A 12,940-nucleotide genomic window follows, 5' to 3' on the forward strand; every position below is an offset into this window, starting at 1 on the left:
AATTTAACTTGAAGTGAAGATAAAATCATGGCTTTTCTCTCGCGTAGTCTGATGCTCGACCTGCTGCTCACGGCGCTGGCGCCCGCTATCTGGGGGACGACCTACATCGTCACCTCCCAGTTTCTTCCCCCCGACCGGCCGTTTATCGCCGCCCTGCTGAGGGTTTTGCCGGCAGGCATCGCCCTGCTGATCTGGAGCCGCCGCTTTCCACAGCGCGGCGAATGGCTAAAGCTTATCGTTACCGGCATCTTAAATATCGGCGCATTTCAGGCGCTGCTGTTTATCGCCGCCTATCGCTTACCCGGCGGTCTGGCGGCAGTGATTGGCGCGATCCAGCCGCTGCTGGTGATGCTTCTCGCCTGGTGCGTAGACCGGCAGCGCTCGCCCTGGCTGGCGGTATTCTCAGCCCTCGCCGGCATACTCGGTATGGCCATGCTGCTGCTGTCGCCGCGCACCGTCCTCGACCCGCTGGGCATCGGCGCGGCGTTTCTCGGGGCGATCAGTATGGCGCTGGGCACCTGGCTCTCCCGCCGCTGGGCGCTCTCCCTGCCGATCGTCGCGTTAACCGGCTGGCAGCTGGCGATCGGCGGGGTGGTGCTGGCGCCCGTGGCGCTGATCGTTGATCCCCCTTTACAACAGGTGACAGCGCTGCAGGTGGCCGGCTATCTGTGGCTGTGCGTGGCGGGCGCGATGCTGGCCTATGGCCTGTGGTTCCGGGGGATTGGCCGCCTCTCGCCGGTGGCGGTATCGGCAATGAGCCTGCTGAGCCCGGTGACCGCCGTGGTGTTGGGGTGGATTTTCCTTGGCCAAAAGATCCAGGGGATGGCGCTGGTCGGGCTGATCGTGGTGCTGGCGAGCGTGTTGTCTATTCAGCGCGCGCTGGCGCGTCAGGCGGCGGGGGCAAAAACGAAAAAAGCCCCATAACGGGGCTCGACATTGCTGTGTGCGGGGTGGGCGGCGGGAGCCAGACCAGCCGCCCGCAGGCGGCCTGTCCGGCAGCTCCCTCTGCAACCATTCGCTTATTTAGAGAGCTCGGCGGTCATATGGACCTGGTTGCCGGTGTACGCTTCAGTGATGTGGTAGGAAGCGCCTTGTTCTTTCGCAATGGTCGCGATTTTCGCTTCTGCGCTGTCCAGGGTGTCTGCTGTTACGCTCACCGGATGAGCGAAGCTAGCGAAAGAGACCAGGGAGAGCATACCGGCAGCGGCGAGTAATTTTACGTTTTTCATGGTGTTTGTCCTTTTAACTTTTATGGTGGAAAGCGTGTTTGCTTTCGATGGGCTTATAATAAGTCTGCTAACTATAACGCGCGTGGCAAAAAGTGCGATTTAGATCACATTTTTATGGCGGTTTGATGACGGAGATATGAATGTTTCTCTATTTTTTAATTTAAAAACAATGGATTATTGATTATTTTTTGATGGGAGTATCACGCGGACTGCCTGCGATCAGAATGTAGAATGCGCCTCATTTACGCGGTTACCATTCGTTGTATGAATTAGTTGGGCGGTTTTTAGCCGCCGTTGGGGCGGATTCGGACGATTCGCAATAGCCCTCTGGCGGCCATTTCGGCATGCTGAGACGGCCATTTCTCTCATGCCCTGGCGTTAGGCTTTCCGCGCTGTAAACATCCATCACCCCGTTTTGATCTATCAATAAGCATTTATTAATAGTTATCGATTATCTGTTATATAACTTAATGAAACGTGAACAAATGTATATTTGTCGGCGAATAAATAGCATTCTTTGACGCCGATAGCACCAGCGAACTTATATTTTTAAGTTCGTTACCTGACGCCTTAAATATTGCGGCTCCCGGTCAGTCGAAGATTCTATTAGCAGTGGCATAAATCAGCATCGCCTGATGTTTCTGGTTCTATGCGAATTCACAGTGTGCTCATTGATTCGTAATTCACTCTGACAAGGAAATGGCAATGAAAAAGGTTCTTCTCTCTGCAGCAATGGCAACCGCGTTTTTTGGCATGACTGCTGCCCATGCAGCTGATACCAATGTTGGCGGCGGCCAGGTTAATTTCTTCGGTAAAGTTACCGATGTATCCTGTACTGTTTCTGTTAACGGCCAGGGCAGCGATGCGAACGTTTACCTGTCTCCGGTAACTCTGACTGAAGTTAAAGCGGCAGCAGCGGATACTTACCTGAAACCGAAATCTTTCACCATTGACGTCTCTAACTGCCAGGCTGCTGACGGCACCAAACAGGATGACGTAAGCAAACTGGGCGTAAACTGGACCGGCGGTAACCTGCTGGCTGGCGCTACCAGCAAACAACAGGGCTACCTGGCGAACACCGAAGCTTCCGGTGCTCAGAACATCCAGCTGGTACTGTCTACTGACAACGCTACCGCGCTGACCAACAAAATCATCCCGGGTGACAGCACTCAGCCGAAAGCGAAAGGCGACGCTTCCGCTGTCGCTGATGGCGCGCGTTTCACCTACTACGTAGGCTACGCCACCAGCGCGCCGACCACTGTGACCACTGGTGTGGTTAACAGCTACGCGACTTACGAAATTACTTACCAGTAATTCCGTCAGAAAATAAAACTGCCCCGCGATGGGGCAGTTAATAACAATAATAAAGCGGCGATGACCGCCGCTTGTATTTTTATTCTGAGGTCAGCATGAAGCGTATTGCCCTTTTTTTCTGTTTCATTTTTAGTTTTGCGGCCCACGCCAACAATATTATTGTTAACGGTACCCGCTTTATTTATCCAGGAAATGAAAAAGAAATAACGGTACAGCTTTCAAATAACGCCGACCGTCCGGCGCTGGCGCAGGCCTGGCTGGATAACGGCGATGCCGATGCCACTCCGGATACCATCACCACCCCGTTTATTATCACCCCGCCGATTTCGCGCGTTGACGCCAAGAGCGGCCAGACGCTGCGTATTAAGCTCGGCAGCAGCGCCGGTCTGGCGAAAGATAAAGAGACGCTGTGGTGGCTGAATCTGTTGGAAATTCCGCCGGTGGTGGCCAATCAGAAAAATGAAGGCCAGAACGTGCTGCAGCTGGCGATCCGTTCGCGCTTTAAATTTATTTATCGTCCTGCCGGACTGGGCAACCGCGATGCGGCGGCCGAGAAGCTGACCCTGACCGCCAGCGGCAGTAGTCTCGCCATCAGCAACCCGACGCCGTTCTACATTACCGTCAGCCGTATTTCCCGCGACGGCGGTAAAGCCCTGAACAGCAAAACCGTGATGCTGGCGCCGCAGTCCAGCCAGACGGTGGCGCTTTCCTCCGCCGTCAACCGCGGCGAAACCCTGACCGTTAACAACATTAATGACTATGGCGCCGATGTCGCAGTGAAAGTGGCCGTTAAATAAGGGAAAAGCTAATGAAGCAGAGGTCATTCTGCCCGGGAAGATTAAGCACCGCGATCGCCATCGCGCTGTGCTGCTTTCCGCCATTTTCCAGCGGACAGGAAAACCCGGGAACGGTATATCAATTTAACGACGGCTTTATTGTCGGCAGTCGCGAAAAGGTCGACCTGTCACGCTTCTCGACCAGCGCGATTACCGAAGGCACTTACTCCCTTGACGTCTACACCAACGACGAATGGAAAGGGCGCTACGATCTGCGCATCGCGCGCGACAAAGACGGTAACCTTGGGGTCTGCTACACCAAAGCGATGCTGACGCAGTACGGCATCGCGGCGGAAAAGCTCAATCCGCAGCTGAGCGAACAGGAAGGCTACTGCGGTAGCCTCAAATCCTGGCGCAACGAAGACAACGTCAAAGACAACCTGGTCCAGTCCTCCCTGCGGTTGAACATTTCGGTGCCGCAGATCTATGAAGATCAACGCCTGAAAAACTATGTCAGCCCGGAGTTCTGGGACAAAGGCATTACCGCGCTTAATCTTGGCTGGATGGCCAACGCCTGGAACAGCCACACCTCTTCGGTCGGCGGGTCGGATAACAGCAGCGCCTACCTTGGCGTCAATGCCGGCCTGTCGTGGGACGGCTGGCTGCTGAAGCATATCGGTAACCTGAACTGGCAGCAGCAGCAGGGTAAAGCGCACTGGAACAGCAACCAGACCTATCTCCAGCGGCCGATCCCGCAGATCAACTCCATCGTCAGCGGTGGGCAGATCTTTACCAATGGTGAATTTTTCGACACCATCGGTCTGCGTGGGGTTAATCTTTCCACCGATGACAATATGTTCCCGGACGGCATGCGCTCCTATGCCCCGGAAATTCGCGGCGTGGCGCAGAGCAACGCCCTCGTCACCGTGCGCCAGGGCAGCAACATTATCTATCAGACCACCGTTCCGCCGGGGCCGTTTACGCTGCAGGATGTCTATCCATCCGGCTATGGCAGCGATCTTGAGGTTTCGGTAAAAGAGGCGGATGGCTCGGTGGAAGTGTTCAGCGTGCCTTACGCCTCCGTTGCTCAGCTGCTGCGTCCGGGCATGACCCGCTACGCGCTCTCCGCCGGTAAAGTGGACGACAGCGGGCTGCGCAATAAGCCGATGCTCTATCAGGCGACCTGGCAGCACGGGATCAATAACCTGCTGACCGGCTACACCGGGGTCACCGGCTTTGACGACTATCAGGCCTTCCTGGTGGGCACCGGGATGAACACCGGGATCGGCGCCCTCTCTTTTGACGTCACCCATTCTCGGCTGAAAAGCGATAGCCATGATGACTCGGGGCAGAGCTATCGCGCCACCTTTAACCGCATGTTCACCGATACCCAGACCAGCATCGTGCTGGCGGCGTATCGCTACTCGACGAAAGGTTATTACAACCTCAACGACGCGCTGTACGCCGTCGATCAGGAAAAAAACAGCCGCAGCAACTACACCCTCTGGCGGCAAAAAAACGGCATGACCTTCACGGTAAACCAGAACCTGCCTGACGGCTGGGGCGGGTTTTATCTCAGCGGTCGTATTTCCGATTACTGGAACCGCTCCGGGACCGAGAAGCAGTATCAGGTCAGCTATAACAATTCGTTTGGTCGTCTCTCCTGGTCGGCGAGCGCCCAGCGCGTCTATACCCCGGACAGCTCCGGCCATCGCCGCGACGATCGCATTTCACTCAACTTCAGCTACCCGCTGTGGTTTGGCGACAACCGCACCGCCAACCTGACGTCGAACACCTCGTTCAACAACTCGCGCTTTGCCAGCTCGCAGATTGGTATCAACGGTTCGCTGGACAGTGAAAACAACCTTAACTACGGCGTGTCGACCACCACCGCCACCGGCGGTCAGCATGATGTGGCGCTCAACGGCAGCTACCGTACGCCATGGACCACCCTCAACGGCAGCTACAGCCAGGGCGAAGGCTATCGTCAGAGCGGCATTGGCGCCAGCGGGACGATGATCGCCCACAGCGGCGGCGTGGTGCTCTCACCGGAAAGCGGCTCGACGATGGCGCTGATTGAAGCCAAAGACGCGGCCGGCGCTATGCTCCCGGGATCGCCGGGCACCCGCGTGGACAGCAATGGTTACGCCATCCTGCCGTATCTGCGCCCGTACCGAATTAACGCCGTCGAGATCGACCCGAAAGGCAGCCATGACGACGTGGCCTTCGATCGCACCGTGGCGCAGGTTGTGCCGTGGGAAGGCAGCGTGGTTAAGGTGGCGTTTGGCACCACGGTGCAGAACAACCTCACCCTGCAGGCGCGCCAGGCGAACCATGAGCCGCTGCCGTTTGCGGCGAGTATATTCTCCCCCGACGGCAAGGAGATCGGCGTCGTCGGTCAGGGCAGCATGATGTTTATCAGCGATGCGAACGCCAAACGCGCGATTGTGAAGTGGAGCGGCGGGCAGTGTTCGGTGGATCTGGGACAGCAAACAACAAAGGATAGCGTATGTCGCTGAGGAAATTACTGACGCTTTTTATCGTCTTGATGGCGCTGGGCACCACCTCGTCCTGGGCCGTCTGTACGCGCCTTTCTTCGCCAACGGTGATGCTGGACATGGTGGTGGGCAGGGTGGTGGTGCCCCCGGATCTGCCGGTGGGTTCGGTGATCCTCACCCGCGACTGGACGATGAGCGCCCCCGGCGGGGCGAGCTATCGCTGTACCTCCGGCACCAACCGCTTCGCGGCGAAGATCGTGTCGCCAGGGGCCACGGACCTGGGGAATAAAATTTATTCCACCAACGTGCCGGGAATTGGTATGCGTTTCAGCCGCGGCGGCGCGACGGTGAATATCGTCTATCCCGACGTCTATTCGTCCCGAGTGTATAACACCACCAACTATTCCCTTGAAGGATCACGTTTTACGCTGGAGATTATCAAAACCGCGGCAACCACCGGCAGCGGTACCCTCGCGGCGGGAAAATACACCTCCTACGACTGGGAGAGCGGCGGCAACCCGATCCTCGAAACCTATCTGAGCGCCAACGCGATCACCGTGGTCTCGCCCTCCTGTTCGGTATTGAGTGGGAAAAATATGAATGTTGATGTGGGCGCCATCAGACGTACTGACCTGAAAGGGGTTGGCACCACCGCGGGCGGGAAGGATTTTAATATTGAGCTGCAGTGCAGCGGCGGCCTGAGTGAAACGGGATATGCCAACATCAGCACCTCTTTCTCCGGCACCCTGGCTACCAGCACCACCGCCACCATGGGCGCCTTGCTGAATGAAAAGGCCGGCAGCGGGATGGCGAAAGGCGTCGGCATCCAGGTGCTGAAGGATGGATCCCCGCTGCAGTTTAATAAGAAATATACCGTTGGCCGCTTGAATAATCAGGAGACCCGCTACATCACCATACCGCTGCACGCGCGCTTTTATCAGTATGGCCCGACGACCAGCACCGGCGAGGTGGAGTCGCATATGATCTTTAACCTGACGTACGATTAATACGGGAGGGGGAATGAAGGGATTGCCGAAACATACTATCGCGTGGCTGCTGCTCTGCGGCAGCCTCGCCGCCCCCTCGGCGTGGGGTTTCGAGACCAATTACGACCGCGGACGGGTCGATTTTGCCGGGCGGGTGACGGATATCTCCTGCAGCGTCGCGCTCAATGGCGGCCAGCATGCCGGCAGCGGCAACGTCTGGCTGGCGCCGGTCAGCCTGGCGGAAGTGCACGATCGCGGGGCCGGCGCGTTTATGAAGCCGCAGCCTTTTACCCTGGCGCTGTCAAACTGCCAGCTACGTCATGACGGCGGCGCCGCTTCGCAGGACGAGGTGCGACGGGTCAGCGTTCGCTGGATCGACGGTTTTTTACTGACGGCGGTTGGCAATGAGAACGCGGGCTATCTGGCCAATACCTTGCCAGACGGCGCGCAGAATATTTATCTGGCGCTGTCGACCAATGATAATAATACGCTGGATAAGAGTAATAAAATTGTCCCTGCGGATCCGCAGCAAAATCAGGTGCATTTACAGGAAAACGCGGTCAGCGGCGGCCTGTTCACCTATTATGTGGGCTACGTTTCGCCGACCCCGAAAAGCGCCACCAGCGGGCCAATTACCAGCTGGGCAACGTGGGAATTAGTTTATAATTAAGCGGGACGAAAAAGCCGGGCAAGCCCGGCTTTTTTATATGCCAATATCGTCGGCAACCAGTTGCTCAATGCTGACTTCCTGCCAGTAATGCCCCTGAATAGCAAACCACTCCATACCCTGCAGCCATTTTTTATGGGCTTCGCTTTCCACGCCTTCAATAATCACGTTGTGATGATTGCGGGATAAAAAGGTGACCAGCGCATCCATCAGCTGACGGCCGGACTCTTTGCGCATCAGATGCCAGAAAAAATCTTTATCAATTTTGACATAGTCAAAATGATAACCGCTGATGGCGTTAATCCCCGCGTAGCCAGAGCCGAAGTCATCGAGCCACAGCGAGGTATCCTGCGGGCTTTGCCAGGCGGCCAGGGAATTATTCAGAAGTTTCTCGGCGTTTTCGGTCACTTCAAAATGGACGCAGGTCAGGGCGGCGATTTTCTCTTTTATTTCCTTCTGGCGCAGCAGAGTCAGGATATGGTCATCAACGTTAATGGTAGCGGAAATATGGTTACGTAAAAACCATGCTTTATGCTGTTCAATCAACCCCAGTTGCTCGAGAAAAATACGTTCACGAACTGCCGCGGTGGCATGGCGGAAAAAATATTCTGGCGAAACGGGAAGATTATCGAAGCGGCTTAAGCATTCAACCGCGACTAAGGTACCTTGTGGGGAAAACATTTTCTGAAAGACGTAGCGTACAGCGATATCATTACGAGATAAAATGTTGTCTTCGAATATTTTAGTGTTCATTATCCCTCTTCACGAGGTTAGTCAGACAATAAGCAGAGGATAGGTTAATTATAGGCTACCTGATGATTAATGGGAATGGCAGGAAATGTAAATCAACAACGAATAAGTACGCTTTATCCGCTATTGATTTACCTCTGCGTAATTTAGCATTGATGGAGGGCGGCAATACGCTGGTTCATCGTGCGGGAATTATCAATGCCCAGCTTTTGCATGATATGGATTCGATGGCTGTGGACCGTTTTATGGGCAATGCCGAGCAGGGCGGCAATCCGCTTATTATTATTGTTGGCAATCAGCAGCTCGAGGATCTGGCACTCCCGCGGCGACAGCTGTTTGCGCAATCGTCGCGGCGGTTGTTCGCTGGCGCCCTTCGCCCGCTGGATAATAGAAGCAAACATAGATAGCGGCGATTTTTCACTAATAATCATGGCATTATCGACGGTTATTAACTCTCTGCACAGTCCGGCAATGTCGCTTTTTATCATCAGCACCGGCTGCTGGCAGCGTTGCAGGGAAAGGCGGAGCGCATTCAATAGATCAACGATTCTGATGGCAGAAATATCCTTATTGATTAAATTGAAAATAACCGTTTGGGCCTCAGGCAGCTGTTTCCCATGGATGACTTCGTCATAGCCAAAACGGGTGGCGTTTTCATGACTATCAATAAGGTAGTGATAGATTGAGTGACCAATGAGATTATCATTGGTGTACAGCAATATACTTTCCAAGGGTATCAGATTCTCTTTTTTCGCTTGGCTTCTAAGATCAGGTCCAGCAGAATTTTCTCTATTCTGCGCTGGTCGTCGAGATGGCGGAACTTAAACTGGCAGGATATCTGATAGTAGCTTTCGCTCTCTTCATTAGGGTCATCAAGGGTGATAATAATGACATTCTTTACCACCAGGTCGATGGTGATCTCGCCATATTCCGCCAGCATCAGTACGGCGTTTTTCAGCAATGCGTTATGACTGAGGAATTTCAGATTCGGCGTTTTGGTCATCAGTGCGCAACCGCCGTCTGAAATGTCCTTGATGTCGAAAAGATAGTTTTCGCCATTTTTATGGCGACCGCGGCAATAAAAATCATGCTCGTGGCGTAAACGAAAGCGGGGATCGCGGCGACGCTGCACCACCTGCAGGCATTCAGGCAAGGAAAAGGCGTAGCGGATACCTTTATCGACACCGCTATTGTCATGTTTTGTCAGGGCCGCATTAAACTCTATTTTCCCTGAATCGCTATGCAGGAGAAAGCGAATTTTATGCCCGGGCGGGATTTTGCGATGGGTCTGAATATGGAACTCGGCAAAGTCCACGCGCGTCAGTTGGGTTATGATACTGGTGTTGTTAAAAAATATTTCAATTTCAGTACGTTTGCGCAACTCCTCTCTGAAAATAGCAATAATTTCATACTTACTGGTCTTTATCGTTCCCTCTGTCATGTGCATCCCTTGTAAATAGTTGTCGTGAGGCGTTTGATTTTTCTTATAGCAATAGCAACATTCTGATTGGGTTAATCAGATGTTTTTATGAGCGTTTGATGTTATTGACTATCTTTGCAGCCAGATTGATATGTATAAACTTGGAATTCGATATTGTGTTTCCTGTAATCAAGCGTTTCAAATTTTGGTCATGACAAAAACGACAACGGCCTCCAAGCTGGAGACCGGTCGAAGGATAAAAAACTTAAGTTTAATTAACGGGGATAATGAGAGAACGATCGTCGATCACGCCCCATTTGTAGGATCTATAGTGCCAGCAGTGATGAGGTTTTTCCAGGCAAATATTGAGGAGGGAAGTCGTTCCCTCCTTTCGGCCTGACGGGTCAGGGATGCTTGCGGGTGGCGATATTATCCAGGGTGCGCAGCGCATCCGCCGGCAAAATTAGCCCGGCGGCGGCAATATTTTCCGCCAGGTGCGTCCGGGATGAGGTGCCTGGGATCAGCAGAATATTGGGCGCGCGCTGGAGTAGCCAGGCGAGGGCGACCTGCATCGGCGTCGCCTCAAGCGAGGCCGCGACCTCGTTCAGCTCCTGCGCCTGCAGGGGAGTAAAACCGCCCAACGGGAAGAAGGGAACCCAGGCGATGTGCTGGGCGGCCAGCGCATCCACCAGCGCGTCGTCGGCGCGATGGGCAATGTTATAGAGGTTTTGCACGCAGACGATAGGCGTCATTTTCTGTGCATCCGCCACCTGCTTTGCCGTCACGTTGCTGAGGCCAATATGGCGGATCAATCCTCGCTCCTTCAGCTCCAGCAGGGTGGCGAGCGGCGCCTCCAGCGACCCTTCTACCGGGCCGTGGGGGCTCAGCATACTGCGCAGGTTCACCACCTCCAGCACGTCGAGCCCCAGGTGACGCAAATTGTCCTCGACGGCCTGGGTCAGTTCAGCGGGCGATATGGCCGGCAGCCAGTTGCCTTTCTCGTCACGACGGGCGCTGACCTTGGTGACAATGCACAGATCGTCGGGGTAGGGGTGGAGCGCTTTGCGGATCAGCTGATTGGTCACATGGGGGCCATAGAAATCCGAGGTATCGATATGGTTTACCCCGGCTTCGACGGCGGCCTGCAGCACGCGCACCGCTTCTTCTGGATCTTTCGGCGGGCCGAAAACGCCGGGGCCGGCCAGCTGCATGGCGCCGTAACCCAACCGATAGACCTGGCGATCGCCGAGCGTGCCGCGACCGGATAAGGTGACACTGGACATAGGAACTCTCCTCACGGTGGCTAAGCCGTAAGTGTAATGCGCTAACAAGGAAGGGAAGGGTGAGAATATTGTCAGAATGTGCGACAGCGGCTCAGGCAAGCCGCTGTCGCCGGAGACGGATTAGCCGAAGAACATCACGGAGACGCAGAGCAGGCCGACCACCAGAGTGATGGCGTTACCCACCGAGCGATACGGCTTCAGCGCCGGGATAAGCCAGGTTGACAGCGTGGGCATGATAAACAGGATCATGGCGATAAGCGGTCCGCTGATGGCGTAGATCATCGAGATCGCATTCGGGTTGATAAAACACACCGCAAAGGTGAAGGCAGAGACCAGCATGATCGACATCGCGCGGTTGAAGGCGCGGCTCTTGCGCACGCCCATCAGGCCCAGCGAGCTTTTGACGATTTCGCTGGCGCCTTCAATGACCCCGAAGTAGGTGCCGAGAAAGGATTTCGACATGGCGACCACGGCGACAATAATGCCGGTCACCGCCAGCCAGCCCGGCGCGCCCGGCACCATCGACAGGGCGGAGAGGATGGTCACCCCCTGATCGCGGGCGGTCTCAATATAGGTCGCCGGGATGGCCAGCAGGCAGCTGAAGACGAAAAACAGCACGCTGGCGCAGATGATGGTATAGGCCACCTTCATGATTTTTTTGCATTTACCCATGGCCAGGTCGCCGTGCTTCTCCTGCTGGTCGATAGCAAAAGTCGAGATGATCGGCGTATGGCTAAAAGCGAAAACCATCACGGGTATGGAGATCCAGACCTGGTGGAGCGTCTGCGAGCTGAACTGCATCTGGCTGGTGAGATGTTCCGGATGCCAGTCGCGGATTAAATAGAGGGAGAGAAACAGGAAGCAGGCGATAAGCGGGAAGACCAGAAAGCCCATCACCTTGATGGTGATTTGCCGGCCCATGAGAAAGATCAGGTTAAGGACCAGCACGACCCCCAGGCTCAGCAGCGCGCGTAGCGCAGGCGTCATCGGCGTGCGATGTGCCACCTGCTCGGCCAGCGAGTTGGTGATGGCCACGGCGTAGATCAGCACGACCACAAAGAAGGCGAGGAAATAGAGCCCGGTGATCAGGTTGCCAATTTTCTTACCATAGTAGTGATTTACTGCGCCGGTGATCCCGGTTCCCGGCGCGATATTGGCCGAGAGAATAAACTGGCTCAGCGCTTTGTGAGGCCAGTAGGTGAGCGGCCAGGCGACCAGCGCGGTGATGAAAAGGACAATGGCGCCAGCCGAACCCAGCTGGATCGGTAGAAATAGCGTCCCAGCGCCTACTGCAGTGCCATATAAGGCAAAACTCCATAGAGTTTCTTCTTTAGACCAAATTTTAGACATTATGCGACTTTATCAACCGTCAAACCAAAAAAAAGGAGTGCAATTTACCATATTTATGGTTCGTCTGTTGCGATAGTTTTTGGTGATAAAGTGGCAGCGGATCGCGAAGGATCCGCCGCGAGGCTAGCCGCGCGCCGCCTGGCGCGGGCGGCGGTGACGGATAACGCGCTCGCGCAGGGTGTCCCAGACCCAGTTAAACGCCATGGTGTAGGGCAGGAAGAAGAGCATGAAGCCGATCTCCAGCATAAACGCCTGCAGCAGCGATACCCCCAGCACGATGGCCACCATGGTGACGCCGATGATAACAAAGCCGGTCTCGAAGCCGATCGCGTGCAGCGCCCGCACTTTCAGCCGGCGAGGGACGCGGGAGACTGGCCACAGGCGATCGAAAGCCGCGTTATAAATGATGTTCCATACCATCGCCAGGGTGGCGAGGAGAATGCTCAGTCCGCCCATCTCCACCACCGAACGCTGCATCAGCCAGGCGGCGGTGGGGGCGAGGATCAGCGTCGCCAGCCCTTCGAAGGTGATGGCGTGGATAACGCGCTCGGTGAGCGTCTTGCGCTGATGTGGGGTCTGTTGCATGGCGAGCTACCTCCAGTTTTAGCCTGAACAGGAAATTACCCGGCAGTTTATGGAAAAATGTGATAAACAAAAGATAGAAACC

The 12,940-nt window shown here is 55.1% G+C and carries 13 protein-coding genes; 6 read left to right on the forward strand and 7 right to left on the reverse strand.

The genetic code is table 11. The features are described from left to right. Positions 1-27 precede the first annotated feature (27 nt). The gene (locus ACLEXF_RS16520) at positions 28-924 is read left to right on the forward strand and encodes an EamA family transporter (protein WP_048295557.1); all 897 of its coding nucleotides are present in this window, start codon (positions 28-30) and stop codon (positions 922-924) included. Positions 925-1,019: 95 nt separating this feature from the next. Here ACLEXF_RS16520 and ACLEXF_RS16525 read toward each other — a convergent pair whose 3' ends face one another. Beyond that, positions 1,020-1,229 (reverse strand): DUF1471 domain-containing protein, encoded by a 210-nt coding sequence (locus ACLEXF_RS16525; RefSeq protein WP_002916131.1) that lies wholly within the window; start codon positions 1,227-1,229, stop codon positions 1,020-1,022. Between the two features lie 705 nt (positions 1,230-1,934). Between ACLEXF_RS16525 and mrkA the strand changes: the two genes are divergently transcribed. The 5 genes from mrkA to mrkF all read left to right on the forward strand — a co-directional run bounded on the left by mrkA (position 1,935) and on the right by mrkF (position 7,473). After that, positions 1,935-2,543, forward strand: coding sequence for a type 3 fimbria major subunit MrkA (gene mrkA / locus ACLEXF_RS16530; RefSeq protein WP_000756959.1), 609 nt, complete (start codon positions 1,935-1,937; stop codon positions 2,541-2,543). 95 nt (positions 2,544-2,638) lie between these two features. Further along, positions 2,639-3,340 carry a type 3 fimbria chaperone MrkB gene (mrkB, locus tag ACLEXF_RS16535; RefSeq protein WP_004205383.1) on the forward strand — a complete coding sequence of 234 codons (702 nt, stop codon included), beginning with the start codon at positions 2,639-2,641 and terminating at the stop codon, positions 3,338-3,340. Positions 3,341-3,351: 11 nt separating this feature from the next. Next, positions 3,352-5,838: a type 3 fimbria usher protein MrkC gene (gene mrkC / locus ACLEXF_RS16540; protein WP_004205384.1), complete on the forward strand. Its 2,487-nt coding sequence runs from the start codon at positions 3,352-3,354 to the stop codon at positions 5,836-5,838. Next, a complete protein-coding gene (gene mrkD / locus ACLEXF_RS16545; RefSeq protein ID WP_004205385.1) occupies positions 5,829-6,824 on the forward strand; it encodes a type 3 fimbria adhesin subunit MrkD in 996 nt (331 codons plus the stop codon). The genes mrkC and mrkD overlap by 10 nt, the downstream gene beginning before the upstream one ends. Before the next feature lie 13 nt (positions 6,825-6,837). After that, positions 6,838-7,473: a type 3 fimbria minor subunit MrkF gene (gene mrkF, locus ACLEXF_RS16550; RefSeq protein WP_023319092.1), complete on the forward strand. Its 636-nt coding sequence runs from the start codon at positions 6,838-6,840 to the stop codon at positions 7,471-7,473. Positions 7,474-7,506: 33 nt separating this feature from the next. Here the strand turns inward: mrkF and mrkJ are convergent, their stop codons facing one another. The 6 genes from mrkJ to ACLEXF_RS16580 form a co-directional block, all read right to left on the reverse strand. Next, positions 7,507-8,223 (reverse strand): cyclic-di-GMP phosphodiesterase MrkJ, encoded by a 717-nt coding sequence (mrkJ, locus tag ACLEXF_RS16555; RefSeq protein ID WP_004205387.1) that lies wholly within the window; start codon positions 8,221-8,223, stop codon positions 7,507-7,509. Positions 8,224-8,366: 143 nt separating this feature from the next. Then, positions 8,367-8,951, reverse strand: coding sequence for a transcriptional regulator MrkI (mrkI, locus tag ACLEXF_RS16560; protein ID WP_025999151.1), 585 nt, complete (start codon positions 8,949-8,951; stop codon positions 8,367-8,369). A gap of 5 nt (positions 8,952-8,956) precedes the next feature. Beyond that, complete coding sequence (gene mrkH / locus ACLEXF_RS16565; RefSeq protein ID WP_004205390.1) at positions 8,957-9,661, reverse strand: transcriptional activator MrkH; 705 nt, start codon at positions 9,659-9,661, stop codon at positions 8,957-8,959. Positions 9,662-10,044: 383 nt separating this feature from the next. Further along, complete coding sequence (locus ACLEXF_RS16570; protein ID WP_064795091.1) at positions 10,045-10,923, reverse strand: aldo/keto reductase family oxidoreductase; 879 nt, start codon at positions 10,921-10,923, stop codon at positions 10,045-10,047. A gap of 120 nt (positions 10,924-11,043) precedes the next feature. After that, positions 11,044-12,273, reverse strand: coding sequence for an amino acid permease (locus ACLEXF_RS16575; RefSeq protein ID WP_004205392.1), 1,230 nt, complete (start codon positions 12,271-12,273; stop codon positions 11,044-11,046). Positions 12,274-12,396: 123 nt separating this feature from the next. Further along, on the reverse strand, positions 12,397-12,858 hold the full coding sequence (locus tag ACLEXF_RS16580) for a multidrug/biocide efflux PACE transporter (protein WP_017899256.1): 462 nt from the start codon (positions 12,856-12,858) through the stop codon (positions 12,397-12,399). Positions 12,859-12,940: the final 82 nt, after the last annotated feature.

This window comes from Klebsiella pneumoniae complex sp. WS1778 (genome assembly GCF_049472055.1).
GTDB classification, from domain to species: domain Bacteria; phylum Pseudomonadota; class Gammaproteobacteria; order Enterobacterales; family Enterobacteriaceae; genus Klebsiella; species Klebsiella quasipneumoniae.

Bases quoted from the DNA above. Each gene is read 5' to 3' on its own strand.
- ACLEXF_RS16520 (WP_048295557.1), top strand. From the start codon at position 28: ATGGCTTTTCTCTCGCGTAGTCTGATGCTCGACCTGCTGCTCACGGCG.
- ACLEXF_RS16525 (WP_002916131.1), bottom strand. From the start codon at position 1,229: ATGAAAAACGTAAAATTACTCGCCGCTGCCGGTATGCTCTCCCTGGTC.
- mrkA (WP_000756959.1), top strand. From the start codon at position 1,935: ATGAAAAAGGTTCTTCTCTCTGCAGCAATGGCAACCGCGTTTTTTGGC.
- mrkB (WP_004205383.1), top strand. From the start codon at position 2,639: ATGAAGCGTATTGCCCTTTTTTTCTGTTTCATTTTTAGTTTTGCGGCC.
- mrkC (WP_004205384.1), top strand. From the start codon at position 3,352: ATGAAGCAGAGGTCATTCTGCCCGGGAAGATTAAGCACCGCGATCGCC.
- mrkD (WP_004205385.1), top strand. From the start codon at position 5,829: ATGTCGCTGAGGAAATTACTGACGCTTTTTATCGTCTTGATGGCGCTG.
- mrkF (WP_023319092.1), top strand. From the start codon at position 6,838: ATGAAGGGATTGCCGAAACATACTATCGCGTGGCTGCTGCTCTGCGGC.
- mrkJ (WP_004205387.1), bottom strand. From the start codon at position 8,223: ATGAACACTAAAATATTCGAAGACAACATTTTATCTCGTAATGATATC.
- mrkH (WP_004205390.1), bottom strand. From the start codon at position 9,661: ATGACAGAGGGAACGATAAAGACCAGTAAGTATGAAATTATTGCTATT.
- ACLEXF_RS16570 (WP_064795091.1), bottom strand. From the start codon at position 10,923: ATGTCCAGTGTCACCTTATCCGGTCGCGGCACGCTCGGCGATCGCCAG.
- ACLEXF_RS16575 (WP_004205392.1), bottom strand. From the start codon at position 12,273: ATGTCTAAAATTTGGTCTAAAGAAGAAACTCTATGGAGTTTTGCCTTA.
- ACLEXF_RS16580 (WP_017899256.1), bottom strand. From the start codon at position 12,858: ATGCAACAGACCCCACATCAGCGCAAGACGCTCACCGAGCGCGTTATC.